The sequence below is a fragment of the Pseudomonas cremoris genome (genome assembly GCF_014230465.1).
In genome coordinates this window covers 587263-611702 of record NZ_JAAXCY010000001.1, presented here as the reverse complement: position 1 = coordinate 611702, position 24440 = coordinate 587263, and the positions used below count along the sequence as shown (strand labels likewise).

Annotated in this window: 20 protein-coding genes; 14 read left to right on the top strand and 6 right to left on the bottom strand. The window is 59.6% G+C overall.

Annotated features, from left to right (window positions below):
• Positions 1-118 precede the first annotated feature (118 nt).
• From ppsA to HF257_RS02765, 8 genes are all read left to right on the top strand, one after another.
• Entirely contained in the window at positions 119-2494 is a 2376-nt protein-coding gene (ppsA, locus tag HF257_RS02800) for a phosphoenolpyruvate synthase (RefSeq protein WP_185703398.1), read from the top strand.
• A 105-nt stretch (positions 2495-2599) separates the two neighbouring features.
• A complete protein-coding gene (locus tag HF257_RS02795) occupies positions 2600-3583 on the top strand; it encodes an alpha/beta fold hydrolase (RefSeq protein ID WP_185703400.1) in 984 nt (327 codons plus the stop codon).
• Between the two features lie 187 nt (positions 3584-3770).
• Positions 3771-4262: a ribonuclease E activity regulator RraA gene (gene rraA / locus HF257_RS02790; protein ID WP_017527456.1), complete on the top strand. Its 492-nt coding sequence runs from the start codon at positions 3771-3773 to the stop codon at positions 4260-4262.
• A 25-nt stretch (positions 4263-4287) separates the two neighbouring features.
• Positions 4288-5283, top strand: a complete 996-nt coding sequence (locus HF257_RS02785) for a zinc transporter ZntB (RefSeq protein ID WP_185703402.1) — start codon at positions 4288-4290, stop codon at positions 5281-5283.
• Between the two features lie 86 nt (positions 5284-5369).
• Positions 5370-5615, top strand: a complete 246-nt coding sequence (locus tag HF257_RS02780) for a hypothetical protein (protein WP_005790375.1) — start codon at positions 5370-5372, stop codon at positions 5613-5615.
• 2 nt (positions 5616-5617) lie between these two features.
• The gene (locus HF257_RS02775; RefSeq protein WP_003175519.1) at positions 5618-6442 is read left to right on the top strand and encodes a mechanosensitive ion channel family protein; all 825 of its coding nucleotides are present in this window, start codon (positions 5618-5620) and stop codon (positions 6440-6442) included.
• Positions 6443-6530: 88 nt separating this feature from the next.
• Positions 6531-7121 carry an RNA polymerase sigma factor SigX gene (sigX, locus tag HF257_RS02770; RefSeq protein ID WP_046382425.1) on the top strand — a complete coding sequence of 197 codons (591 nt, stop codon included), beginning with the start codon at positions 6531-6533 and terminating at the stop codon, positions 7119-7121.
• Between the two features lie 107 nt (positions 7122-7228).
• Positions 7229-8212: an OmpA family protein gene (locus tag HF257_RS02765; RefSeq protein WP_185703404.1), complete on the top strand. Its 984-nt coding sequence runs from the start codon at positions 7229-7231 to the stop codon at positions 8210-8212.
• Between the two features lie 70 nt (positions 8213-8282).
• On the opposite strand, the gene HF257_RS02760 is transcribed toward HF257_RS02765, so the two are convergent.
• From HF257_RS02760 to HF257_RS02745, 4 genes are all read right to left on the bottom strand, one after another.
• Complete coding sequence (locus HF257_RS02760; RefSeq protein ID WP_185703406.1) at positions 8283-9953, bottom strand: bifunctional protein-serine/threonine kinase/phosphatase; 1671 nt, start codon at positions 9951-9953, stop codon at positions 8283-8285.
• A complete protein-coding gene (locus HF257_RS02755; protein ID WP_105697579.1) occupies positions 9953-11164 on the bottom strand; it encodes a nitrate/nitrite transporter in 1212 nt (403 codons plus the stop codon). Before HF257_RS02755 ends, HF257_RS02760 begins: the two co-directional genes overlap by 1 nt.
• A 211-nt stretch (positions 11165-11375) precedes the next feature.
• Complete coding sequence (locus HF257_RS02750) at positions 11376-11951, bottom strand: ANTAR domain-containing response regulator (protein ID WP_185703408.1); 576 nt, start codon at positions 11949-11951, stop codon at positions 11376-11378.
• 13 nt (positions 11952-11964) lie between these two features.
• Positions 11965-13191, bottom strand: a complete 1227-nt coding sequence (locus HF257_RS02745) for a CmpA/NrtA family ABC transporter substrate-binding protein (protein ID WP_185703410.1) — start codon at positions 13189-13191, stop codon at positions 11965-11967.
• A gap of 272 nt (positions 13192-13463) precedes the next feature.
• Between HF257_RS02745 and sctC the strand changes: the two genes are divergently transcribed.
• From sctC to HF257_RS02725, 4 genes are all read left to right on the top strand, one after another.
• Positions 13464-14933: a type III secretion system outer membrane ring subunit SctC gene (gene sctC / locus HF257_RS02740; RefSeq protein WP_185704343.1), complete on the top strand. Its 1470-nt coding sequence runs from the start codon at positions 13464-13466 to the stop codon at positions 14931-14933.
• A gap of 236 nt (positions 14934-15169) precedes the next feature.
• Positions 15170-15574, top strand: a complete 405-nt coding sequence (locus tag HF257_RS02735; protein ID WP_185703412.1) for a winged helix-turn-helix domain-containing protein — start codon at positions 15170-15172, stop codon at positions 15572-15574.
• The gene (locus HF257_RS02730) at positions 15567-16028 is read left to right on the top strand and encodes a transglycosylase SLT domain-containing protein (RefSeq protein ID WP_185703414.1); all 462 of its coding nucleotides are present in this window, start codon (positions 15567-15569) and stop codon (positions 16026-16028) included. Before HF257_RS02735 ends, HF257_RS02730 begins: the two co-directional genes overlap by 8 nt.
• Before the next feature lie 86 nt (positions 16029-16114).
• Positions 16115-17140: a quinone-dependent dihydroorotate dehydrogenase gene (locus HF257_RS02725; protein ID WP_185703416.1), complete on the top strand. Its 1026-nt coding sequence runs from the start codon at positions 16115-16117 to the stop codon at positions 17138-17140.
• A 124-nt stretch (positions 17141-17264) separates the two neighbouring features.
• On the opposite strand, the gene rmf is transcribed toward HF257_RS02725, so the two are convergent.
• The gene (gene rmf, locus HF257_RS02720) at positions 17265-17480 is read right to left on the bottom strand and encodes a ribosome modulation factor (protein WP_002553055.1); all 216 of its coding nucleotides are present in this window, start codon (positions 17478-17480) and stop codon (positions 17265-17267) included.
• A 530-nt stretch (positions 17481-18010) separates the two neighbouring features.
• Between rmf and rlmKL the strand changes: the two genes are divergently transcribed.
• Both rlmKL and HF257_RS02710 read left to right on the top strand, forming a co-directional pair.
• A complete protein-coding gene (rlmKL, locus tag HF257_RS02715) occupies positions 18011-20275 on the top strand; it encodes a bifunctional 23S rRNA (guanine(2069)-N(7))-methyltransferase RlmK/23S rRNA (guanine(2445)-N(2))-methyltransferase RlmL (protein WP_185703418.1) in 2265 nt (754 codons plus the stop codon).
• A 141-nt stretch (positions 20276-20416) separates the two neighbouring features.
• Positions 20417-22819: a sensor domain-containing diguanylate cyclase gene (locus tag HF257_RS02710; protein ID WP_185703421.1), complete on the top strand. Its 2403-nt coding sequence runs from the start codon at positions 20417-20419 to the stop codon at positions 22817-22819.
• Between the two features lie 124 nt (positions 22820-22943).
• On the opposite strand, the gene dacB is transcribed toward HF257_RS02710, so the two are convergent.
• Positions 22944-24404 carry a D-alanyl-D-alanine carboxypeptidase/D-alanyl-D-alanine endopeptidase gene (gene dacB / locus HF257_RS02705; RefSeq protein WP_185703423.1) on the bottom strand — a complete coding sequence of 487 codons (1461 nt, stop codon included), beginning with the start codon at positions 24402-24404 and terminating at the stop codon, positions 22944-22946.
• Positions 24405-24440 lie beyond the last annotated feature (36 nt).

Below are 24440 nucleotides of genomic sequence, written 5' to 3'. Positions count from 1 at the left end.
CCCGCAGTGGGCCGCATTCTCACTTATTTTCCAGGTCCAGGCCACAAACGCCGGTAAGCGCTCCTACTGAGCAACCGGCGTCCTGAGCTTTTCCAACACAGTTAGTGGAGAGATCACCTTGGTAGAGTACGTAGTTTCCCTCGATAAGCTCGGCGTCCATGATGTAGAGCACGTAGGGGGCAAGAACGCATCCCTCGGCGAGATGATCAGTAATCTTGCAGGCGCTGGTGTCTCGGTGCCGGGTGGTTTCGCCACCACGGCCCAGGCTTACCGCGATTTCCTCGAACTGAGCGGCCTCAACGCTCAGATCCACGCCGCGCTGGATGCCCTGGACGTCGACGACGTCAACGCCCTGGCCAAGACTGGCGCCCAGATCCGCCAGTGGATCATGGAAGCCGAGTTCCCCGAGAAGCTCAACGAAGAAATTCGTACCGCCTTTGCTGAATTGTCTGCCGGCAACCCGGATGTGGCCGTTGCCGTGCGCTCCTCGGCTACCGCCGAAGACTTGCCGGACGCCTCCTTCGCCGGTCAACAAGAGACCTTCCTGAACATCCGCGGCGTGGAAAACGTGATCCGCGCGGCCAAGGAAGTGTTCGCCTCGCTGTTCAACGACCGCGCTATTTCCTACCGCGTACACCAAGGTTTCGACCACAAGCTGGTAGCCCTGTCTGCCGGCGTGCAGCGCATGGTGCGTTCGGAAACCGGTACTGCCGGCGTGATGTTCACCCTGGACACCGAATCCGGTTTCCGTGACGTGGTGTTCATCACCGGTGCCTACGGCCTGGGCGAAACCGTCGTACAAGGCGCGGTAAACCCGGACGAATTCTACGTACACAAGGGCACCCTCGAAGCGGGTCGCCCGGCCATCCTGCGCCGCAACCTGGGCAGCAAGGCCATCAAGATGATCTACGGCGACGAAGCCAAGGCTGGTCGCTCGGTTAAAACCGTTGAAGTCGACAAGGCCGAGCGCGCGCGTTTCTGCCTGACCGACGCTGAAGTCAGCGAGCTGGCCAAGCAAGCGATGATCATCGAAAAGCACTACAAGTGCCCGATGGACATCGAGTGGGCCAAGGACGGTGACGACGGCAAGCTGTACATCGTGCAGGCCCGTCCGGAAACCGTGAAGAGCCGTACTTCGGCCAACGTCATGGAACGCTACCTGCTGAAAGAAACCGGCACTGTGTTGGTGGAAGGCCGTGCCATTGGCCAGCGCATCGGCGCCGGCAAGGTGCGGATCATCAAGGACGTGTCCGAAATGGACAAAGTCCAGCCAGGTGACGTACTGGTTTCCGACATGACCGACCCGGACTGGGAACCGGTAATGAAGCGCGCCAGCGCCATCGTCACCAACCGTGGCGGGCGTACTTGCCACGCGGCGATCATCGCTCGTGAGCTGGGTATTCCTGCGGTCGTGGGCTGCGGCAACGCGACTCAACTGCTCAAAGATGGCCAGGGCGTGACCGTTTCCTGTGCCGAGGGCGATACCGGCTTTATCTTCGAAGGCGAGCTGGGCTTCGATATCAAGCAAAACTCCATCGATGCCATGCCCGACCTGCCGTTCAAGATCATGATGAACGTCGGCAACCCGGACCGTGCCTTCGACTTCGCGCAGTTGCCGAACGCCGGTGTGGGCCTGGCCCGCCTGGAGTTCATCATCAACCGCATGATCGGCGTGCACCCCAAGGCCCTGTTGAACTACGACGGCCTGCCGCTGGACATCAAGGAAAGCGTCGACAAGCGCATCGCCGGTTACAACGACCCGGTGGGCTTCTACGTCGAGAAGCTGGTGGAAGGCATCAGCACCCTGGCGGCGGCGTTCTACCCGAAAAAGGTCATCGTGCGTCTGTCGGACTTCAAGTCCAACGAATACGCCAACCTGATCGGCGGCAAGCTCTACGAGCCGGAAGAAGAAAACCCGATGCTGGGCTTCCGTGGCGCCTCGCGTTACATCAGCGAAGCGTTCCGTGACTGCTTCGAACTCGAATGCCGTGCCCTCAAGCGCGTGCGCAACGAGATGGGCCTGGATAACGTCGAGATCATGGTGCCGTTCGTGCGTACCTTGGGCGAAGCGAGCCAGGTCATCGATCTGCTGGCTGAGAACGGCCTGTCCCGTGGCGAAAACGGCCTGCGCGTGATCATGATGTGCGAGCTGCCGTCCAACGCCATCCTGGCCGAGGAGTTCCTGGAATTCTTCGACGGTTTCTCCATCGGTTCCAACGACCTGACCCAGCTGACCCTGGGCCTGGACCGTGACTCCGGGATCATCGCGCACCTGTTCGACGAGCGTAACCCTGCGGTCAAGAAGCTGCTGGCCAACGCTATCCAGGCCTGTAATAAAGCCGGCAAGTACATCGGTATCTGCGGCCAAGGCCCTTCCGACCACCCTGACCTGGCCAAATGGCTGATGGAACAGGGCATCGAAAGCGTCTCGTTGAACCCGGACTCCGTGCTGGAAACCTGGTTCTTCCTGGCGGAAGGCCAAGCGTCCGCCTAAGGTCGCTACGTCAAAAGTGCCGGCCACTCGTCGAGGGTGGCCGGCATTCTTATCTGTACAGGGCGGAATCCTTGCGGACGTCGCCCTTTTTTGTGCAAGAGCATTATGCAAAGCAGCAGCAACCTGTTTCCCGTCGCCCTGATCAGCGCTGAACGTCGTGGCGACCTGAGTGAAGATGTGTACCGCCTCAAGCCCGGTAACAGTCCCGACGGCACCGTTGAGCTCGCGGTTACCCGTTTGGGCCTGGCGGATGTCCCGGAAAACCGGGGCATCCCGGTTATCTTGTTGCATGGCAGTTTTTCCAATCGGCGTTTCTGGTACTCACCCAAGGGCATCGGTCTCGGTGCTTATCTGGCGCGCCAAGGGTTCGATGTGTGGATCCCTGAAATGCGCGGTCACGGCCTGTCCAAGCGTAACCAGAACTACGCGCGCAACCGCGTCGCCGACTATGCACGCTACGATTTGCCGGCGATTGGTGCGTTTGTGCGCGAGCAAAGTGGGCAGATTCCCCACTGGATCGGTCACTCCCTGGGTGGCACCAGCTTGGCTGCGGCCCTTGGCGGGCAACACCTGGGCGCGCCAGCAGTGGCTTCGGTGGCGCTGTTTGGCTGTCAGGTCAGCCGCACTCACTGGCCGCTGAAACTGCCGCCGGTTGAGTGGACGGGGCGCTTGCTATTGAAACGCTTCGGCGAGGTGTCCGGCTCGCGCCTCAAGCGTGGCCCAGAGGACGAACCGGCAGGCGTGATGATCGAAGCCATGCGTTGGAATGGTCTGTTTGGCCGGTTTGGCGAAGGCAAGAATGATTGGTGGAAGGGCTTGGCTGAAGTCGATGTGCCGTTGCTGGCGGTGAGCGCCGCGGGGGATCGTCAAGACCCAGACTGGGCGTGTCGCAAGTTGTTCGAACAAGTGGGGTCGGAACATCGCCAGTACTTATGCCTGGGGCGTCAGCAGGGTTTTACCGGGGATTTCGGGCACGTAGAGATGTTGGTCAGCAAGCCTGCACAGGCCGAAGTGTGGCCGTTGGTGGAACGCTGGTTGAGAGATCCGCTTGCACCGTTTTTCGAAGCGCCCGCATTGGCGGTGGATTGATGAAGCGCTCTGCCAAGGGCGTTTCGCTTGTAGCAGGTTGCGGCTAAGATATGACGCGCTGATCGCTTCTGGTCATATTCAGTCGCGCAGTGACTATTGCGTTGCGGCGAAGCGAGTGGGATGTTCCCTACCTGCTTCGACCGGTACTTCCTTGAAAGACACTTCTTTGACAGAAAGGAATTTTTCGATGAACCATTACGTGACCCCCGACCTCTGCGACGCCTACCCGGAACTGGTACAGGTGGTCGAGCCGATGTTCAGTAACTTTGGTGGCCGAGACTCCTTTGGCGGTGAGATTGTCACCATCAAGTGCTTCGAGGATAACTCGCTGGTCAAGGAACAAGCCGACCAGCCGGGCGCCGGCAAGGTGCTGGTGGTCGACGGTGGTGGTTCGCTGCGCCGCGCGCTGCTTGGCGACATGATCGCCGAAAAAGCCGCGAAAAACGGCTGGGAAGGGTTGGTGATCTACGGGTGCATTCGTGACGTCGACGTCATCGCCCAGACCGATCTTGGTGTGCAGGCCCTGGCCAGCCATCCCATGAAGACCGACAAGCGCGGCATCGGCGACCTCAACGTCGTAGTGACGTTTGCAGGCGTGACGTTCCGCCCGGGAGAATACATCTACGCCGACAATAACGGTGTGATCGTGTCACCCAGCCCGCTGAAAATGCCTGAATAAACCGCAATAACCGACAGGGGTGAGGATGTTCGAGGAAGAAAACGCGCAGTGGGGGCTGGTGCACGCCCTGGTGCTGGACGGTAAAGGCGGCGCGCGTTCGATTGCCCGGACTGAGCTCGACGATTTGCAATTGCAGCCCCAGGAAAGCCTGTGGCTGCATTGGGATCGCAGCCACCCGCAAACCCAGACCTGGCTGCGTAAATCCAGCGGTTTGAGCGAATTCGCGTGTGACCTGCTGCTGGAAGAGAACACGCGCCCACGGCTGTTGCCATTGCCGGATTCTGAGCTGCTGCTGTTTCTGCGCGGGGTCAATCTCAATCCGGGTGCGGAGCCGGAAGACATGGTCTCGGTGCGCATCTTCGCTGCAGCCAACCGTGTGATCTCCCTGCGTTTGCGCCCGCTGCGTGCCACCGATGAGCTGCTGGTGCAGTTGGCGGATGGCAAGGGCCCCAAAACTGCGTCAGAACTCATCCTTTATATGGCGCAGTACCTGACCAATAAAGTGCAGGATCTGGTCAGTGACCTGTCTGAAATCGTCGACGGCGAGGAAGAAAAACTCGACGCCGACGAACGGTATACCCCGGAGCATGGCAGTGTCCTGCAAATCCGTCGCAGGGCAGCCGGGCTCAAGCGATTCCTCGCGCCACAACGGGATATTTTTGCCCAGCTCACACGGATCAAATTGCCGTGGTTTTGCGACGACGATGCCGATTATTGGAACGAATTGAACAACAGCCTGACCCGCTACCTGGAAGAGCTCGAATTGACCCGGGAGCGCGTGGGGCTTGTGCTTGAGACCGAAGACCGGCGTTTGAGCGTGCGCATGAATCGCACCATGTACCGCTTCGGAATCATCACTGGGATCTTTCTGCCGATGAGCTTTCTGACCGGCCTGCTGGGTATAAACGTGGGGGGGATTCCGTTCTCCGCCAGCCCCTATGGTTTCGTGATTGCCTGCCTGATGATGGTGGCCGTCGCGCTCGGACAATGGTGGCTATTTCGACGATTGCGCTGGGTTTGAGCTGAATATGACCTGAACGTAGGAAGGGTCCTATGTGACCCCAAGAATTTAACCCTCGTCTTTTAACTCACTTGCGAGAGGTCTATATGCACGATCCGTTCGAACAGTCTTTGCGTGACATGCTCAATGCTTCGCCGTCCAACCGGGATGACGATGCCTGCCTGGGCCGCGTGTTGAAAACCGCCAACCGCCAGGTAGGCGCGGGCGATCTGTTCGGTCTGCTCGGCCGCTGGCTGCCGGCGTTGATGATGGCCCTGAACAACGGTTCGGCCCACGTATCACCGGTTTCCCGTCGTAAACCTCTTGCTCGCACTGCTGATAAGGCTGATTGAATATGGAACTTGATCTCTGGACCCAGAGCCTGGTCACCGCGATGACCGCATTGTGGACCAAGGTGGCGAACTTCATTCCCAACCTGTTTGGTGCCCTGGTACTGGTGTTGCTGGGCTTTGTCGTGGCCAAGCTGCTCGACACCCTGCTGTCCAAATTGCTCGCGAAACTGGGCCTCGATCGCTTGATGGCAGGCACTGGCCTGACCAAGCTGCTGGGGCGTGCGGGGCTGCAAGTGCCGATCTCCACGCTGATCGGCAAGATCGTCTACTGGTTTGTTTTACTTATTTTTCTGGTTTCTGCGGCGCAATCCCTTGGCCTTGAGCGAGTTTCAGCTACGCTCGACATGCTGGCACTGTATTTGCCGAAGGTTTTCGGCGGCGCGCTGGTACTGCTGGTAGGTGTTTTGCTGGCGCAACTGGCCAATGGGCTGGTGCGCGGCGCCGCAGAAGGCGTGGGCCTGGACTATGCTGCGGGGCTGGGGCGAATTGCCCAGGGGCTGGTCATTATCATCAGTATTTCGGTCGCGATCAGCCAGTTGGAGGTCAAGACTGACCTGCTCAACCACGTGATTGTGATCGTTTTGATTACCGTTGGTCTGGCCGTTGCACTGGCCATGGGGTTGGGAAGCCGGGAAATTGCCGGCCAGATTCTTGCGGGAATCTACGTGCGTGAGCTGTATCAGGTTGGGCAACAGGTGCGTGTGGGCGAGGTCGAAGGGCAGATCGAGGAGATCGGCACAGTCAAGACGACGGTGCTGACTGATGACGGTGACCTGGTGTCGTTGTCCAATCGGATTCTCCTGGAGCAGCAGGTCAGTAGCCGCTAATCCGGCAAAACCCTGCTAATGTACGCCGCCGCAAACCCGGCTGACCGGGCTGTAGCGGACATTGACCTGACTGTCGGCACGACTTGTTTTGAATAAAGCCCAAACGCTGTCCACGCGCTATGACCCCCGTGAGCTCTCTGATGAGGAGTTGGTCGCGCGCTCGCACACGGAGCTGTTTCACGTAACACGCGCGTACGAAGAATTGATGCGCAGATATCAACGCACTCTGTTCAACGTTTGTTCAAGGTATTTAGGGAACGATAGAGATGCGGATGATGTCTGTCAGGAAGTGATGCTCAAGGTGCTGTATGGCTTGAAGAACTTCGAGGGCAAATCGAAGTTCAAGACATGGCTATATAGCATCACGTACAACGAGTGCATCACGCAGTATCGGAAGGAACGGCGAAAGCGTCGCTTGATGGACGCATTGAGTCTGGACCCCCTCGAGGAAGCGTCGGAAGAGAAGACGCCGGCACCCGAGGAGAAGGGCGGACTTGATCGCTGGTTGGTGCATGTGAACCCGATTGACCGAGAAATTCTGGTGCTACGTTTTGTCGCAGAACTGGAATTTCAGGAAATCGCTGACATTATGCATATGGGTTTGAGTGCTACAAAAATGCGTTACAAACGTGCTCTAGATAAATTACGTGAGAAATTTGCGGGCGAGACTGAAACTTAGTGCGTGGCAAATATCTCTTACGTGTAGGCAAGTTCTGTTAGACTTGTCGCCGAGTTGTCCCCCGGTTTGTGGGACTGCTTTACAATCACCAGATGGGGATTTAACGGATGAAACTGAAAAACACCTTGGGCTTGGCCATTGGTACTCTTATTGCGGCCACTTCTTTCGGCGCACTGGCACAAGGCCAAGGCGCAGTTGAAGGCCAGCTGTTCTACAAAAAGCAGTTCAACGATAGCGTCAAGCACATCGAAGACGGCTACAACCCTGGCGCAAGCATCGGTTACTTCTTGACCGACGACGTGTCGATCAACCTGAACTACGACACCACCAACCACACCCGTTCGAACGACGGTACTGGCAACCAGAAGATCAAAGGTGACACTGGCAGCGTGACTGCTCAGTACCACTTCGGTCAGGCCGGCGTTGATTCCCTGCGTCCATACGTAGAAGGTGGTTTTGGTCACCAGTCCCGTACCAACGTACAGGCTGACGGCCACAGCGGTCGCGACCAGTCGACCCTGGCTATCGCTGGCGCTGGTGTGAAGTACTACTTCACCAACAACCTGTTCGCCCGTGCTGGTGTTGAGTCTGACTACAACCTGGACAACGGCAAGTGGGATTACTCCGCACTGGTCGGCCTGGGTGTGAACTTCGGCGGCAACGCTGGCGCAGTTGCTCCAGCTCCTACCCCAGCACCAGCTCCAGAGCCAACTCCAGAGCCAGAAGCTCCAGTTGCTCAGGTTGTTCGTGTTGAGCTGGACGTCAAGTTCGACTTCGACAAGTCCGTTGTTAAGCCTAACAGCTACGGCGACGTGAAAAACCTGGCCGACTTCATGAAGCAGTACCCACAAACCACCACCGTGGTTGAAGGTCACACTGACTCCGTAGGTCCAGACGCTTACAACCAGAAGCTGTCCCAGCGTCGTGCTGACGCGGTCAAGCAAGTTCTGGTCAAAGACGGTATCGCTCCTAACCGCGTTAGCTCGGTTGGCTACGGTAAATCCCGTCCAGTTGCTGACAACGCAACTGAAGCAGGCCGTGCTATCAACCGTCGCGTAGAAGCCTCGGTAGAAGCTCAAGCTGCTCAGTAATTACTGAGTAGTCGAAAAAGCCCGGCTTAGGCCGGGCTTTTTTTTGCCTGAAATTAACCTCAGGCTTGGTTCAGCTGTGAAAAAGCCAATACAAGAACACCAGATTGATCAGCATCGAGATCAACCCAAGGGTGCGCCACACCTTCAACGGTTCACGTTCCAGCAACGGCTTGGGGCGGATGTTCAGCTCCTGGCGATCTGCTTGTTCCAGCGCGAGCAACCATTCTTCTGCGGTTTCATAACGCTGTGCCGGTTGTGCGCCCACGGCCCGTTCCAGGCTGAGGGTCAACCAATCCGGCAAGTCAGGTCGGTAACGGCTGGCGCTGACAGGTTGGGTGAACCGGGGTCGCTGGAAAGCTTCGATTTCACCGTAGGGATAGTGCCCTGTCAGTAGGTAGAAGAGGGTTACTCCAACGCTATACAAATCCTGTTGTGGTGTAGGAACGTCGCCATTGAATGCCTCAGGCGCAATAAAACTCGGCGTACCCGGCAGCACGTGGGCACGGTCTTGCGAGAGGCCAGGGCAGTAGGCTAGGCCGAAATCCAGTACCCGCAGTTCGCCATCGTCCCCTAGCAGCAGGTTTTCCGGCTTGATATCGCGGTGCAGGATCTGCCGTCGATGCAGCATGCCCACCGCCCGCAGCAACCGCTCGGCAACCGACTGCCATTGCGCCAAGGGCAGGGCGCCTTGCTGCTGGAACAGCTCGGCGAGGGTTTTTCCGGGATATTCACGCATCACGTAGTACAAATGCTGACGCCCGCTAGCGACGTGGACTTCAGGAAAGCCGCGGCCGGCAACCCGCCGTAAAAACCATTCTTCCGACAACAACGCCTGGCCGGCATCATGCTCATCGTCGCGGCTCAACGGCAGGGTTTTCAGCAGCCAAGGTTGCTGCTGGGCATCGCGTACCCGATACAGCAACGACTGGCGACTTTGCGCGTGCAAGGTTTCTACCTGCCAGCCTTCAAACTGTTGCCCGGCCTTCAAGAGAGGCGGCACTGGCCATTGCTGCAATTGCACCAGTGCGTCGCCGAGTGTGGCCGCCCCCAGGCTATCGATGCGCACCATCAGGGCGCTGGCATTGTCCTGGCTGCCCGCTAGGTGTGCTGCATTCACCAAGGTGCTGACCGCCAGATCCAGATCCGATTGTTCCCGCAAAATCGTCCGGATGCTGTGATCGCCCAGCGTTGCCCACACACCATCGCTGAGCAGCAGGAAGCACTCGCCTTCACGCAACTGGCCGTCCAGAAAATCTACCACCAGATGTTGATCCAGGCCGAGGGCGCGCTTGAGCACATGCTGCATGCCCGGTTGCTCCCACACGTGATCTTCGCTGATGCGCTGCAACTCGCCGTCTAGCCAGCGATACACGCGACAATCGCCGACATGGGCCAGGGTAAAGCGCTGGCCGCGAAACACCAGGGCACTGAGGGTGGTCAGCAAGGGCTGGCCACCGCCATTGGCCTGCAACCAGCGATTTTGCGCCAGCAGCAGTCGCTCCAAGGCCTGGGCCACGCCCCAGGTTTGGGGTGTGGCGTAATAGTCCAGCGCCAGTGCCTGCAAGGTCGCGCGGGCGGCGAGTCCGCCGTCGGCACACTGGCTGACGCCATCTGCTATGGCGCACAGGTAGCCTTTGCTCGCCGCCAGTTCCGTTGCGGGCGTTACTACCCGCAGCGCGTCCTGGTTTTCGGCCCTGGGGCCGATAGCGCTGGCATGGGCGATGCTCAGTTGCAGGCTCATCAGACCCGCGCAGCCGTGACGGCAGCCGAGCCCCACGTTGTTCTCCAGCGACGCTTCACGCCATGCAGGCCGAACCAGGCGAGTACACCCAGGCTGGCAAATAACCACAAGGCCATTTGATAGCTGCCGGTGCTTTGCTTGATCGCGCCCATGCCTGCCGCCAGGGCGAAGCCGCCGATGCCACCGGCCATGCCGATCAGGCCGGTCATTACGCCGATTTCGCGACGGAAGCGTTGGGGTACCAATTGAAACACCGCGCCATTTCCTGCGCCGAGGCCGAGCATGGTGCAGACGAAAAGCGCCAGTGCCGCGTAGGAGCTTGGCAGGTTGAAACCGACTGCCGCGATGCAGATTGCTGCCACGCTGTACATGCCCAGCAGGGTACGAATCCCGCCGAATCGGTCCGCCAGGGCCCCGCCCAGTGGGCGCATCAGGCTACCGCCGAACACGCAGGCGGCGGTGTAGTAGCCGGCGGTCACCGGGCTCAGGCCGTACTGATCGTTGAAGTAGCCGGGCAGGGCGCTTGCCAGGCCGATAAAGCCACCGAAGGTGACGCTGTAGAAAAACATGAACCACCAGCTGTCACGGTCGCCCAGGGCCTTGAAGTAGTCGGCCATGGATTTGGCTTTCGGCCGCTCAGGGGCATTGCGGGCCAGCCAGGCGAAAACAATCAGGGTGAGTACCAGTGGAATCAATGCGAAGCCAAATACGTTGCTCCAGCCGAACGCCGCCGCTAGCACCGGTGCGAGCAGCGCGGCGAACACCGTACCGGAGTTGCCCGCCCCGGCTATCCCCATCGCCTTGCCTTGATGCTCGGCCGGATACCACTGCGACGCCAGTGGCAGCGCCACCGCAAAGGACGCCCCGGCCATACCGAGGAACACCCCCAGCAGTAATGCCTGTTCGTAACTGTGGATCCCCAGTTTCCAGGCGCCGAACAATGCGGCGATGACAATCACCTGGCCAATCAGGCCAGCGGTCTTGGGCGACAATTTGTCCGCCAGCATGCCCATCAGGAAACGTAGTACCGCGCCCGCCAGAATTGGCGTCGCTACCACCAGGCCGCGCTGTTGGGTGGTCAGGTGCAAATCGGCGGCAATTTGCACGGCCAGGGGGCCCAGCAGGTACCAGACCATGAAGCTCAAGTCGAAATACAGGAACGCGGCAAACAGGGTCGGGGTGTGCCCGGATTTCCAGAAGCTTGATTTCATCACGCACCTCAACGGTAGGAAGTCTTGTAAGAAGGCCGAGTGATGGAACAGCCGGCTCAGGCTGCCCCACCCGCCCCGTGTTAGCAGGGCCAAAACGAAAAAACGCCGCCACCAGGTTCGCGAGGGCAAACCGGATGTGCGACGTCTTTGTCGTGGAGGGGCAACCGCCGTTGGTTACCTGTGAATATCCTTTAGCAAGAGCTGCGCCAAATCAGCCGAGCAGCTCACTCATGGCGATGATCTGCTCCGCCACTTGGATCAGTTTCTGCTGCCGGCTCATGGCTTGGCGGCGCATCAGGGTGTAGGCCTCTTCCTCATTGCAGTGCTTCATTTTCATCAACATGCCCTTGGCCAGCTCTATGCGTTTGCGTTCGGCCAGTTGCTGGTCGCGTGCCTGCAACTGAGCGCGCAACGCCTGGTCGCTTTCGAAGCGGGCCATGGCCACGTCGAGAATCGGTTGCAGGCGCTGGGCCTGGATGCCTTCCACAATGTAGGCGCTGACACCGGACTTGATCGCCTGGCGCATCACGTTCGGGTCATGCTCATCGGTAAACATCACGATCGGCCGCGGCTGATCGCGGCTCACCAGCACCACTTGTTCCATCACGTCGCGGCCCGGTGACTCGGTATCGATCAGGATTACATCCGGGCGCACCGTTTCGACGCGCGCGGGCAGGTCGATGATCAGGCCGGACTCATCGATCACCTCAAAACCGGCTTCGATCAGTGCCGTTCTAAGGCGGCCAACCTTGCGCGGGGTGTCGTTGATCAACAGGATTCGCAGCATGTCGTGGCTCCTGTCAGCGCAACGCTTGGCGGCTGGCGTGCTCGGCCATTGCGTGCAGGCGGAAGCTGCGGGCGTAGCCAGTCGGATCGGAGCCGTCCCAGACCTTGCCGTCGATCAACTGGCTGCTGCGCATGTCATCGAGGTTGGCCGCGACACCTATCGCCTCGGCGGCCTGGCGGTATAGCGCCAATTGTTGTACCTGGCGGGCAACGCCGAGGTAGTCCGGGTCTTCGCGCAGCAGGCCCCAGCGGCGGAACTGGGTCATGAACCACATGCCGTCGGAGAGGTACGGCAGGTTCACTTTGCCCTCGGCGAAAAACCGCAGGGCGTGGGGGTCTTGCCATTGGTTACCCAGACCGTCTTCGTAAGCCCCCAACAAACGGGGCTCGATGCAGTCGAGTGGAGCATCCAGGTACTCGCGGCCACTGAGCAGTTGCGCTGTGGAGCGGCGGTTTTCGGTGTTCTGTTCGATAAAACGGCTGGCCTCCAAAATTGCCATTACCAACACTCGTGCGGTATTGGGGTACTGGTCGACGAACGCTTGGGTGCAGCCGAGGACCTTTTCTGGATGATCCGGCCAGATGGCCTGGGTGGTCGCCAGGGTGAAGCCCTGGTTTTGCTTTACCGCACTGGCGCACCAGGGCTCGCCGACGCAAAAGCCATCGATGCGATCAGCCTGCAGGTGCGCAACCATTTGTGGTGGCGGTACCACTACGCTGTCCACATCCTGCAAAGGATGAATGCCTTGGCTCGCCAACCAGTAATACAGCCACATGGCGTGGGTGCCGGTGGGAAATGTCTGCGCGAACGTCAGTTTTGTTCGGCTTTGGTGCACGTGGCGATCCAGTGCCTCAGGAGTGATCACCCCTTGCTGTTGCAGGCCACGGGACAGGTTGATGCTCTGGCCGTTCTGGTTCAGCCCCATCAGCACCGCCATGTCGGTAGGCGCCACGCCGCCGATGCCCAGGTGAACGGCGTAGATCAGCCCATACAGGCTGTGGGCGGCATCCAGTTCGCCACTGACCAGTTTGTCGCGCAGGTTGGCCCAGGAGGATTGGCGCTTGAGGTTCAGCGTCAGCCCGTAGGGTTGGGCGAACCCCTGGGTGGCGGTGACCACCAGCGAGGCACAATCGCTCAAGGCCATGAAGCCCAGGTCCAGGCCGCTCTTTTCCGGGGCGTCACTGCCGTTGACCCAGGCCAGCGGGTCTTTTATCGGGCTGTTTCCGACCGCGTCGTTCATCAATACCTACCTTATTGCTCAAAAAAAAGCGCCGTTCCTTCAGATGGCGCTGTAGGCCACTGCAGGTAACGACGCCTTTGTCCGTAAGCCCGTTCCATCGTTGGCGCGTGCTCTGATGCAGAGAGCAAAGCAAGGCACATGCCACGGATAGACCGTGCTGGTCTGCCGTCAACTTTCCATCAAGATTGAAACGTCGCCGGCTTTCAGTATGGCCGCTTCTTTTCGCCAGGCCGCCCAGGATACCCACGGTGTACGCAGATACTCCCAAGACGATGAGATGTCACTGGCTGTGCCGCTGGCTTGTGTGCGCCTTGTTGATGCTGGTCTGCGTTTCGGCGTGGGGGGAAACCTATCTGGCACGGGATGAAAGCCTGCATACCTTTTTTACTGCGCTGTCGGTACCACTGGGGGTGCCCATCGTTGTCAGCCGGGCTGCGAGCCGTCAGCGTATTTCCGGGACCTACGACTTTGGCAAGGCCCAGCAGGTGCTGGAGGCAACGGCTCGGCAACATGACCTGATCTGGCATGGCGACGGGCAGGTGCTCCACCTCTATGAATCGAGTGAAGCCAAAAGCTCGGCGGTGGCGCTGCGGCACATTACCGTCGAGAGGCTGCGTGAACTCATGCGCCGCTCAGGACTGGACGAGTCACGACATCCTTTGCGTGAGAGCGGGCAGAGAATGTTCTACCTGTCCGGACCGCCTAACTATGTCGACCAGGTCTTGCGACTGGCACAAATGATGGATCGCCAGCGGGCTGAACTGCTCGTAGGCAAGGAAGCGTTCGGCGTGGTGCAGGTATTCAATACCCACGTGGCTGATCGTCAATACGCCATGGGCGATGACAAGGTCAATGTGCCGGGGATGGCATCGATGATCGATTCCCTGTTGGCCAGTGAGCGCAAAGGGGGGGCGAAACAGTCGCTTGGCGTGTTGGCTGACGAGGGCCTTTCGGTAATTCCATTCCCGGATACCAACAGTCTGTTGATCAAGGGCAAGCCAGGCCAAGTGAGTGTCTTGGAACAGCTTGTCGCGAGGCTGGATGTGCCTAAGCGGCAACTGGAGGTTTCGCTGTGGGTCGTGGACGTGGATAACGAAGAACTCAAGAAATTGGAGCTCGGCTGGCTTGACGAGTCCAACCCTTCGCTTGCTGCAACCCGGGTGCTGGAGCCCTTGGAAGACAACCGGCTGATGGCGTTGATCAACGCACTGGAGCGGCGTCGGCGCGCACGGGTGGTGGCGCTGCCGGTGATGCTTGGCCAGGAAAATGTTCCGCTCGTGTTTCACGATAACCAGACGTTCTACCTGCCAAGGCCAGGAGAGGAGAGCGGCGAATGGCAGCCTGTGCGATATGGCACCCAGATCAGCGTGTTGCCGCGTTTTGTCCCAGGCAATGAAATCGAGATGTCGCTCACTGCTGTGGACGAACACCCTATCGACATGGAGAAGCAACGCAAGCTTTCGGCGGTGGTGGGGAGCGTGGGTGTGAGCACTGTTATTCGTGTACCCCAAGGTCGGCGCTTGTGGATGGGGGGCTTTCAACGTGATGCCGAAACCGTGCCACGGGGCACGATGAGGGGCCGTCGCGGCGAGGTACGCCTGTTTGTCATCCAGGCGCGAGGGGTAGGCGGCGAGCCCACGACATTGGCGGGCGCTGTGGCGCCTCCACCATTGACCCAGGCTCAGTATGAGCGTGTACAGCGCGCGTTTGTTCGTCCGGTCGCTAGCCCTCCCCATGAGTAAAGCGTTTATGCATGTATCTGGAAGCTTTCTACATGAGCTATGGGGTATCACGACGATGTCGTTGTTTCAGATGCTTTGGGCAAATGTCTTACGTACGGCTTCCCGAAAGGCGTCGGATGTATGGGTTTTTTCCTAGCGTGATCTCCTGTCCAGATTCCTATAGTCCTGATGTTGGCGGAATGGAGAGAACAGTAAACGAGGACCCTCAATGTCGGTAATTGGATGCAGAGGTATATATGGCCGCCCTGAGTGATCGAATGATGCCGGCTCCCTTGGTTTTTGCACGTTGGACCTTGCACGGTGATGGTCGATTGACCGCAGAGGGCATGGATATTCAGTTGCCTCCCAAGGAGTGGCAAGTGTTGCGATTGCTACTGGTATCCGGCGGTGCATTGATGACCAAGGATCGTTTGCTGGAGCGGGCGTGGCCTCATGGAGATGTTTCGGAAGAGTCACTGACCCGTTGTATCTATTCGTTGCGCAAGCATCTCAAGGCTGACAAAGGGTTTATCAAGACCATTTATGGCCGGGGCTATCGCTTTACATGCTCCGTGAGCACCGAAGGGGATGACGCGCCACGGTCAGGGCAGGGCCGTTTAGCGCATATCTGTTCGGCCTGCGGCCAAGTCCGCCATGGTTAAGGGATGGGTTCGATGCTTGTTGTGGGTGCTGCTGGTGTCGAGCAACAAGGCATTGGCTTACTGTTGGGAAGAGGTCGCGGCCCGCTACGACATCGAAGCGGAATTGCTGCAGGCCATCGCAGCTGTGGAGTCGGGGTATCAGGCAGGGGCGATGAATTACAGCAACAGTAACGGTACGCGGGACATTGGCCTGATGCAGATCAACAGCATTCATTTACCGGGCCTGCTCAAGCAGGGCGTTACCGAGGAGCGGCTACTCAGTGAGCCGTGTTTGTCGGTAGAGGTAGGCGCCTCGATTCTCGCCGGGTTCATCCAGCGTTTCGGCTACAACTGGACGGCTGTTGGTTCCTATAACGTGGGGCCAGGTCCAGGGCCGCAAAGGGAGACGTTACGCATGCAGTACGCACAGAAAATCTGGGCGCGTTATGAAGCGCTGGTCGCCCTTCGCTACTGACGATTGGACGGGACGCCTCGCACGCAGCCCGTTCCCCCGGCTATAATCGGCGCCACCTTTCGCCGCCATCCGAGTCTAGCCCGCCCATGTATACCCTGGCCCGCCAGCTGTTGTTCAAACTCTCCCCGGAAACCTCCCACGATCTGTCCCTGGACCTGATCGGTGCCGGTGGCCGCCTGGGGCTCAATGGCCTGGTATGCAAGGCACCGGCAAAAATGCCGGTATCGGTGATGGGGCTCGATTTCCCTAACCCGGTGGGGTTGGCGGCAGGCTTGGACAAGAATGGCGCGGCCATCGATGGCTTCTCGCAATTGGGTTTCGGCTTTGTCGAAATCGGCACCGTGACGCCGCGTCCACAACCGGGCAATCCCAAGCCCCGTATCTTCCGCCTGCCGGAAGCCGAGGCGATCATCAATCGCATGGGCTTCAACAACCTGGGTGTCGATAACCTGCTGTCGCGGGTTCAAGCGGCGAAGTACAAAGGTATTCTCGGCATCAATATCGGCAAGAACTTCGATACGCCAGTAGAGCGGGCAGTGGACGACTACCTGATCTGCTTGGACAAGGTCTACGCACACGCCAGCTATGTCACCGTTAACGTCAGTTCGCCTAATACCCCGGGCCTGCGTAGCTTGCAGTTCGGTGATTCGCTCAAGCAACTGCTCGAAGCCTTGCGCCAGCGCCAGGAAGATCTGGCCGTTCGCCATGGCAAACGCGTACCGCTGGCGATCAAGATTGCCCCGGACATGAGCGACGAAGAGACCGTACTGGTGGCCCAGGCCCTGGTGGATTCGGGTATGGACGCAGTGATCGCCACCAACACCACCCTCAGCCGTGTGGGTGTTGAAGGCTTGGCCCATGGTGACGAAGCGGGCGGCCTCTCGGGTGCACCGGTGCGCGAGCAGAGCACCCATATTGTCAAGGTACTGGCCGCTGAGCTGGCAGGACGCTTGCCGATCATCGCCGCAGGTGGCATCACCGAGGGCAAGCATGCGGCCGAGAAGATTGCCGCTGGCGCCAGCCTGGTGCAGTTGTACTCTGGTTTCATCTACAAGGGCCCGGCGTTGATTCGCCAGTCGGTAGACGCAATCGCGGCATTGCCAAAAGCCTGATAGCCGCCCATTAAAAAGGGCTCCATAAAGGAGCCCCCTGGGCCGAAGCCCGCCGCCCGGATAGGACGTGCGTGGTTAAGTCGTTACATATTCAAAGGTGGTATGTCGGAATTAAGTGCCCTGATTAGCCGACGGCGTGAAGTTCGTTGAGTCTGTGGATGCCCGCAGTGCCAGTCATACCGTCCCAGTTGTCGCCGCGTCCTTCTCGCCAGCCGTTGATCCAGGCTTGGCGTACCGACGGTAGAGTAAATGGGCAAAGCTCACGGGATTTGCCATGAACGCCATATTGATATCCGCGTAAAAATGCTCTTTCCAACGGATCACGCTTAAGTCTTCTCATAGGGTGTTTCCCTCACTTGTTGACTGTCTTGATATCCTTCGGCCTCGTCTGAGGCCGGGCAGAGTTTTTCTGCCGTTGGTGGGCTCGCTGCCGGCGTGGCGAGCCAATGTGTCGGCGTCGTTACGGCGCCAACCTGTGTTGAGTTCTAACCAATAGGTCACATGGATTCAATGATCGTTTTGTCATAAGCACGTAACGATAACGATGCTATAGCCATAAGCTGGGATGGCTTTTCGCCCCATTTGTAGGGCAAAGCCAGCTATGATGCACCCTGCAAAGAGGATGGGTTTAATCCTTTAGTGAGAATGCCCGCTCGTTGCAGTCGGTTATTATTCGACGAAGGGTCGCAATGTTTCTTTTTGTTGCGCAAAATTTTTCTCTGCCCCGTCTATAAAGGCCCAAAGGCCCGCCAGATGGGGTGGGACGGCACATTCGTGCCACGCGAGCACTCTTCAAGAAAAGTGCTTGATTGAAAACCGAGCCGGCGATGCGTCGCCCGTTCATTTATTGCTGAAAAGCCTGGAATGCCCATGTCGGACCGTTTTGAACTCTTCCTCACTTGCCCCAAGGGCCTCGAAGGCCTGCTGATCGAGGAAGCCGTCGGGCTTGGCCTTGAGGAAGCCCGCGAGCACACCTCGGCCGTGCGCGGCATGGCCGACATGGAAACCGCCTACCGTCTGTGCCTTTGGTCACGCCTGGCCAACCGCGTGCTGCTGGTGCTCAAGCGCTTCCCGATGAAGGACGCCGAAGACCTCTACCACGGCGTGCTGGATATCGAATGGGCCGACCACATGGTCCCCGATGGCACCCTGGCTGTGGAATTCAGCGGGCATGGCTCAGGCATCGACAACACCCACTTCGGCGCGCTGAAGGTCAAGGATGCGATTGTCGACAAGCTGCGCACCCCCACCGGCGAACGCCCGTCCATCGACAAGATCAACCCGGACCTGCGCATCCATCTGCGCCTGGACCGTGGCGAAGCGATCCTGTCCCTCGATCTGTCCGGCCACAGCCTGCACCAGCGCGGCTACCGCCTGCAGCAGGGTGCCGCACCCTTGAAGGAAAACCTGGCCGCTGCGATCCTGATTCGCGCTGGTTGGCCACGCATTGCTGCCGAAGGCGGCGCGCTGACCGACCCGATGTGCGGCGTAGGTACCTTCCTGGTGGAAGGCGCGATGATCGCCGCCGACATGGCGCCCAACCTGAATCGCGAACTGTGGGGCTTTACCACTTGGCTGGGCCACGTCCCGGCGCTGTGGAAAAAACTCCACGCGGAAGCGGCTGAACGCGCCACCATCGGCATGAACAAGCCGCCGTTGTGGGTGCGTGGCTATGAAGCCGACCCGCGTTTGATCCAGCCCGCGCGCAACAACATCGAGCGCGCCGGCCTGAGTCACTGGATCAAGGTGTACCAGGGTGAGGTCGGTACTTTCGAGCCGCGTCCGGATCAGAACCAGAAAGGCCTGGTCATCTGCAACCCGCCGTACGGCGAGCGACTGGGTGACGAAGCCAGCCTGTTGTACCTCTACCAGAACCTCGGCGAGCGTCTGCGCCAAGCGTGCATGGGCTGGGAAGCGGCGGTGTTTACCGGTGCGCCAGACCTGGGCAAGCGCATGGGCATCCGCAGCCACAAGCAGTACTCGTTCTGGAACGGCGCCTTGCCGTGCAAGTTGCTGTTGATCAAGGTCAACCCGGACCAGTTCGTCACCGGCGAGCGTCGTACACCGGAGCAACGCCAGGCCGAACGTGAGCAAGCCGCTTATGACCAAGCCCCGGCCGAGCCGCAAGAGCGCCAGTACAACAAGAACGGCAACCCAATCAAGCCAGCCCCGGCTCCGGTAGTCGAACAGCCGCGCCTGAGCGAAGGCGGGCAGATGTTTGCCAACCGCTTGCAAAAGAACCTCAAGTTGCTGGGCAAGTGGGCCAAGCGCGAAGGCGTGGATTGCTACCGCGTGTACGACGCCGATATGCCGGAATACTCCATGGCCATCGACCTGTACCACGACTGGGTCCACGTGCAGGAATACGCTGCGCCGAAGTCCATCGACCCGGAAAAAGCCTCTGCGCGCATGTTCGATGCCCTGGCTGCCATTCCCCAGGCGCTGAACATCGACAAGAGCCGCGTGGTGGTCAAGCGTCGCGAGCGCCAGAGCGGCACCAAGCAGTACGAGCGTCAAAGCGCCCAGGGCAAGTTCACCGAGGTCAGCGAAGGCGGCGTGAAGCTGCTGGTGAACCTCACTGACTACCTGGACACCGGCCTGTTCCTCGACCACCGCCCGATGCGTATGCGCATCCAGAAAGAAGCGGCCGGCAAGCGTTTCCTCAACCTGTATTGCTACACCGCCACGGCGAGTGTGCACGCAGCCAAGGGCGGCGCGCGCAGCACCACCAGCGTCGACCTGTCCAAGACTTACCTGGACTGGGCCCGTCGCAACTTCTCCCTCAACGGTTTCTCCGACAAGAACCGTCTGGAGCAGGGTGATGTGATGGCGTGGCTGGAGGCGAGCCGCGATGAGTTCGACCTGATCTTCATCGATCCGCCGACGTTCTCCAACTCCAAGCGCATGGAAGGCATTTTCGACGTGCAGCGTGATCACGTGCAATTGCTCGACCTGGCGATGGCGCGTCTGGCGCCGGGTGGCGTGCTGTATTTCTCGAACAACTTCCGCAAGTTCCAGCTGGAGGACAATCTCAGCGAACGCTATGCGGTCGAGGAGATCAGCGACAAGACTATCGACCCGGACTTTGCGCGTAATGCCAAGATCCACAGGGCCTGGAAAATCACCGCGCGCTGATTGCCGTACACAAGAAGCCGCAAGCCGGGACTAATCCGGGCTTGCGGCTTTTTTGCGCTGGTCAAACACCAGGCTGATGGCTATAACTTAAGGCCTAGCCAAAGTGACACCCCCCGCACGCTGGCGTTGTGAGTGTTGCCTATGCCGTTACAAGCTGTTCGCCCAAAGATCCTAGGCTTTATCAGTGAGCAGGCGTCGGCTTGGCTGGTGGCATTGGTGGTGGTGTTGGCAGGGTGTGCGCTGACGGTCATCATCGCTTGGGCCGCGTTCGACCTGTATGAGCAACAGGTGCGCCAGCGCTTCCAGTTGCTGGTCAACGAGCGCTATTCCCGCCTGCAAGAACGCTTTGAGGACCAGGAACAACGCCTGAACAGCCTGCGCCGGTTTTTCGTCAACTCGGACGACGTGTCCCGCGAAGAGTTCGACGGTTTCGCCCAACCGCTGTTATTGCGGACCCGCGCCTATTCCTGGGCGCCGCGAGTGTTTCGCAACCAGCGCAATCAATTCGAGCGCGAAGTCTCCCGGCAGCTCGGCAGGCCCTTTGTTATCCGCGAGCTGAATTCGGCCGGTGAGCTAGCGCCTGCGCCCGAGCGTGATGAATACGCGCCGGTGCTGTACAGCCAGACCCAGAGCTTGCTGGGTTCTCCCCTAGGCTTTGATCTGTTGGCCCAGCCGCTGCGACGCGCCACCCTGGAGCGTGCGCAAAAGAGCGGCAAGCTGGCGGTGTCCCAACCGATGCAACTGGTCGGTGTGGAACCTGCCTACGCCACTGGCGTGTTGTTGGTGGCGCCGGTCAGCAACCTGCCCACTGCTGAACAATTGCGTAATGAGCCCTATGGTTATGTGATGGCCGTGATCAGCATGCGCCAACTGGTGGCCGACGGGTTGCCCAAGCCAGACCGGGATAACCTGGTGGTGCAGATTGTCGACACCTCCGACACACAAGCACGAGTGCTCTACGAATCCAGCAACGCGCTGGGCGAGAGCGACCTGATTGCCGCACGTCGCCTGACCCTGGGGGATCACGTCTACACCCTGAGTTTGCGCCCGAGTCAGGTGTTCGACCTGGCCAACCACTCCTCCCTGAGCACCATCCTGGCCATGGGTGGGCTGCTTAGCGTACTGCTGAGCGCCTTGCTTTACATGCTCGTCAGCCAACGCCAGCGCGCCTTGAAACTGGTGGAACAGCGCACTGCCCAGTTACGTCTGCGCGAGCAGGAGCTACGTGGGGCCCATGGTCAACTGCGCAGTGTGCTGAACGCCGCCACCCAGGTCGCGATCATTGCCACGGATCTGCGCGGTGTCATCAACACATTCAACGCCGGCGCGGAAAACATGCTCGGGTTCAAGGCCGCGCAGGTGGTGGGCAGGCTGACCCTCGAAAGCCTGCATTTGGCGCCGGAACTGGAAGCGCGCTCTGCCAGCTTGAGTGTGGCGCTTGGCAAGCGCATTCCGGCGAGCCAGGCGATGCTGGTGGAAAGCCCGGACAACCTGCACGAAGCCCGCGAATGGAGTTTAAGCCGCCAAGACGGCAGCCAGTTGACCGTGAATATGCTCGCCACCGTGTTGCTGGATGATCATGGTCTGTGGATCGGCCACCTGGCGATTTACCTCGATATCACCGAACAAAAGCGCGCCTATGAGGCGTTGGCCGCGCGGGATCGATTGCTGAAGAAACTCAGTGCCCACGTGCCTGGGGGGATCTTCCAGTTCACCCTCGAACCTCAAGACGACTGGCGCTTCATCTACGCCAGCGACGGCATGCGGGACATTTATGAGATCGACCCAGGGGTGCTGCAACAGGACGCAAAAAAGGTCTTCGAGCGCATCCACCCACTGGATGCTGAGCGGGTGCGCGCGTCTATTCGTTTGTCGGCGTTGCAGTTGAGCCACTGGCGCGAAGAGTACCGGGTGTTGTTGCCACAGCGTGGCTTGCGTTGGATTCGCGGCGAGGCCACCCCGGAAGAATTACCTGGAGGCGGTACGTTGTGGCACGGTTACGTGTCGGATATTTCCGATCTAAAGCGGGTGGAAGAAGAGCTTCGCGCGCTGTCCATCACCGACTCCCTCACCGGTATCCACAACCGGCGTTATTTCCAGGACCGTCTCAAAGCCGAAATGGTGAGGCTCAACCGCAGCTCGGGAGCCTTGTCACTGATCATGCTGGATATCGACCATTTCAAACGCATCAACGATCAATATGGGCATGGGGTAGGGGATGGGGTGTTGCAGGAGTTGTGCAAACGTATCGGTCAACGCGTTCGCCGCACCGATGTGTTCTGCCGCCTGGGAGGTGAAGAGTTCGTGGTGTTGTGCCCCAATACCGACGGCGAACAGGCGTACAGCCTGGCGATGGAGTTGTGGCAGTCGTTGCGCAACGCACCCATGACGCCGGTGGGTATCGTCACCGCCAGCTTTGGCGTGGCCAGCTGGCGCATCGATGAAGGCATTGATGGCCTGTTGCTGCGCGCCGACTCGGCGGTATACGTGGCCAAGCAGGCCGGCCGCGACCGCGTAGAGTCCGAACGAGTACAGGCTATGTAGTGAGCGGGCTTGTCCCGCGCTGGGTGGCGAAGCCGCCCTAACAGGGGCGCCGCAGTATTTCAGTAAAACCGAGGTGCCTGGGTTTAGGGCGGCTTCGCCACCCAGCGCGGGACAAGCCCACTCACTACAAAACGGGGGCGGCGGCGGCTACTTTCGGCTGGCGATACAGGTCCAGCAGCACCTGGTCCAGTACCGATGAAGCGCCCCATGGCTTCGGATCGTTGAGAATCGCGACCACTGCCCAGGTATTGCCGTTGTTGTCGCGGCTGAACCCAGCGATGGCACGCACGGTGTTCAAGGTGCCGGTCTTGACGTGGGCTTCACCGCGCATGGCAGTGGTTTTCAGGCGTTTGCGCATCGTGCCGTCGGTGCCGGCAATCGGCAGCGAGCTGATGTATTCCGCAGCATAGGGGCTTTTCCAGGCGGCTTGCAGCATGGCGGCCATTTCGCGGGCGCTGACCCGTTCGGCACGGGACAGGCCGGAGCCGTTTTCCATCACCAGGTGCGGCGCGGTGATGCCTTTCTTCGCCAGCCACTGGCGTACCACGCGTTGCGCGGCCTTGGCGTCGTCGCCGTCGGCATCGTTGCGGAACTGCGCGCCCAGGCTCAGGAACAGCTGTTGGGCCATGGTGTTGTTACTGTATTTGTTGATGTCGCGGATAATTTCCGCCAGGTCCGGCGAGAACGCTCGGGCCAGGACCTTGGCATCCTTGGGCACGGGTGCCTGGATATCGCGGCCCTGAATGGTGCCGCCCAGTTCCTGCCAGATCGCGCGTACGGCGCCGGCGGTGTATGTCGCATGGTCCAGCAGAGACAAATACGTCTGCGAACTGCAGCCATCGGCCAACTGGCCGCTGACCGTCACGGTGACGCTGCCATCGGCGGCGGTGACCGGGTTGTAGCGCACGTCACCGGTGCACTGCTTGGCGTTGGAGACCTTGACCTGGTTGTCGATACGGATGCTGGCAATCGGCGGCTCTACCGACACCAGTACGCGGCCAGCGTCGTTGCGAGTCACGAAGCGCAGCGCCTTGAGGTTGACCAGCAGGGCATCGGGCTTGACCAGGAACGGTTTGTTCTCGTCGTTGCCGTCGTCATTGAATTCCGGCAGTTGCGGCTGGTTGAAGAAGCCACGATCCAGTACCAGGTCGCCGGTGACTTGTTGCACGCCATTGGCGCGCAGGTCGCGCATCAACAGCCAGAGTTTTTCCATGTTCAGCTTAGGGTCGCCGCCGCCCTTGAGGTACAGGTTGCCATGCAACACGCCGCCACTGAGGGTGCCATCGGTGTAGAACTCGGTTTTCCACTGGTGATTGGGGCCGAGCATTTCCAGGGCCGCATAGGTGGTGACCAGCTTCATGGTGGACGCTGGGTTCACCGACACATCCGCGTTGAACACGGTGGGAGTGCCCGGGCCGTTCAGGGGAATCATCACCAGGGACAGTGCGGTGTTTTGCAGTTTGGCTTTTGAAAGCGCCTGCTGGACATTCGGTGGCAGGCTGTTGTTGACGGGGGCAGCGGTAGCGGAAAAGGCCAGTGGCAGAATAAAACCGGCGAGTAGTGCTGAACGCAAAGATTTGATCATAGGTGATAAGACCCTACTGCTGAGGAGGGTGAAAAA

What these genes read in the sequence shown, in the direction of transcription:
- HF257_RS02755 (WP_105697579.1), bottom strand. Translation starts at nt 11,164, where the DNA reads ATGAAATCAAGCTTCTGGAAATCCGGGCACACCCCGACCCTGTTTGCC.
- HF257_RS02785 (WP_185703402.1), top strand. Translation starts at nt 4,288, where the DNA reads ATGTTCGAGGAAGAAAACGCGCAGTGGGGGCTGGTGCACGCCCTGGTG.
- HF257_RS02775 (WP_003175519.1), top strand. Translation starts at nt 5,618, where the DNA reads ATGGAACTTGATCTCTGGACCCAGAGCCTGGTCACCGCGATGACCGCA.
- HF257_RS02725 (WP_185703416.1), top strand. Translation starts at nt 16,115, where the DNA reads ATGTATACCCTGGCCCGCCAGCTGTTGTTCAAACTCTCCCCGGAAACC.
- rraA (WP_017527456.1), top strand. Translation starts at nt 3,771, where the DNA reads ATGAACCATTACGTGACCCCCGACCTCTGCGACGCCTACCCGGAACTG.
- HF257_RS02780 (WP_005790375.1), top strand. Translation starts at nt 5,370, where the DNA reads ATGCACGATCCGTTCGAACAGTCTTTGCGTGACATGCTCAATGCTTCG.
- HF257_RS02710 (WP_185703421.1), top strand. Translation starts at nt 20,417, where the DNA reads ATGCCGTTACAAGCTGTTCGCCCAAAGATCCTAGGCTTTATCAGTGAG.
- HF257_RS02760 (WP_185703406.1), bottom strand. Translation starts at nt 9,953, where the DNA reads ATGAGCCTGCAACTGAGCATCGCCCATGCCAGCGCTATCGGCCCCAGG.
- HF257_RS02735 (WP_185703412.1), top strand. Translation starts at nt 15,170, where the DNA reads ATGGCCGCCCTGAGTGATCGAATGATGCCGGCTCCCTTGGTTTTTGCA.
- rmf (WP_002553055.1), bottom strand. Translation starts at nt 17,480, where the DNA reads ATGAGAAGACTTAAGCGTGATCCGTTGGAAAGAGCATTTTTACGCGGA.
- dacB (WP_185703423.1), bottom strand. Translation starts at nt 24,404, where the DNA reads ATGATCAAATCTTTGCGTTCAGCACTACTCGCCGGTTTTATTCTGCCA.
- HF257_RS02730 (WP_185703414.1), top strand. Translation starts at nt 15,567, where the DNA reads ATGGTTAAGGGATGGGTTCGATGCTTGTTGTGGGTGCTGCTGGTGTCG.
- HF257_RS02795 (WP_185703400.1), top strand. Translation starts at nt 2,600, where the DNA reads ATGCAAAGCAGCAGCAACCTGTTTCCCGTCGCCCTGATCAGCGCTGAA.
- HF257_RS02765 (WP_185703404.1), top strand. Translation starts at nt 7,229, where the DNA reads ATGAAACTGAAAAACACCTTGGGCTTGGCCATTGGTACTCTTATTGCG.
- rlmKL (WP_185703418.1), top strand. Translation starts at nt 18,011, where the DNA reads ATGTCGGACCGTTTTGAACTCTTCCTCACTTGCCCCAAGGGCCTCGAA.
- HF257_RS02745 (WP_185703410.1), bottom strand. Translation starts at nt 13,191, where the DNA reads ATGAACGACGCGGTCGGAAACAGCCCGATAAAAGACCCGCTGGCCTGG.
- HF257_RS02750 (WP_185703408.1), bottom strand. Translation starts at nt 11,951, where the DNA reads ATGCTGCGAATCCTGTTGATCAACGACACCCCGCGCAAGGTTGGCCGC.
- sctC (WP_185704343.1), top strand. Translation starts at nt 13,464, where the DNA reads ATGAGATGTCACTGGCTGTGCCGCTGGCTTGTGTGCGCCTTGTTGATG.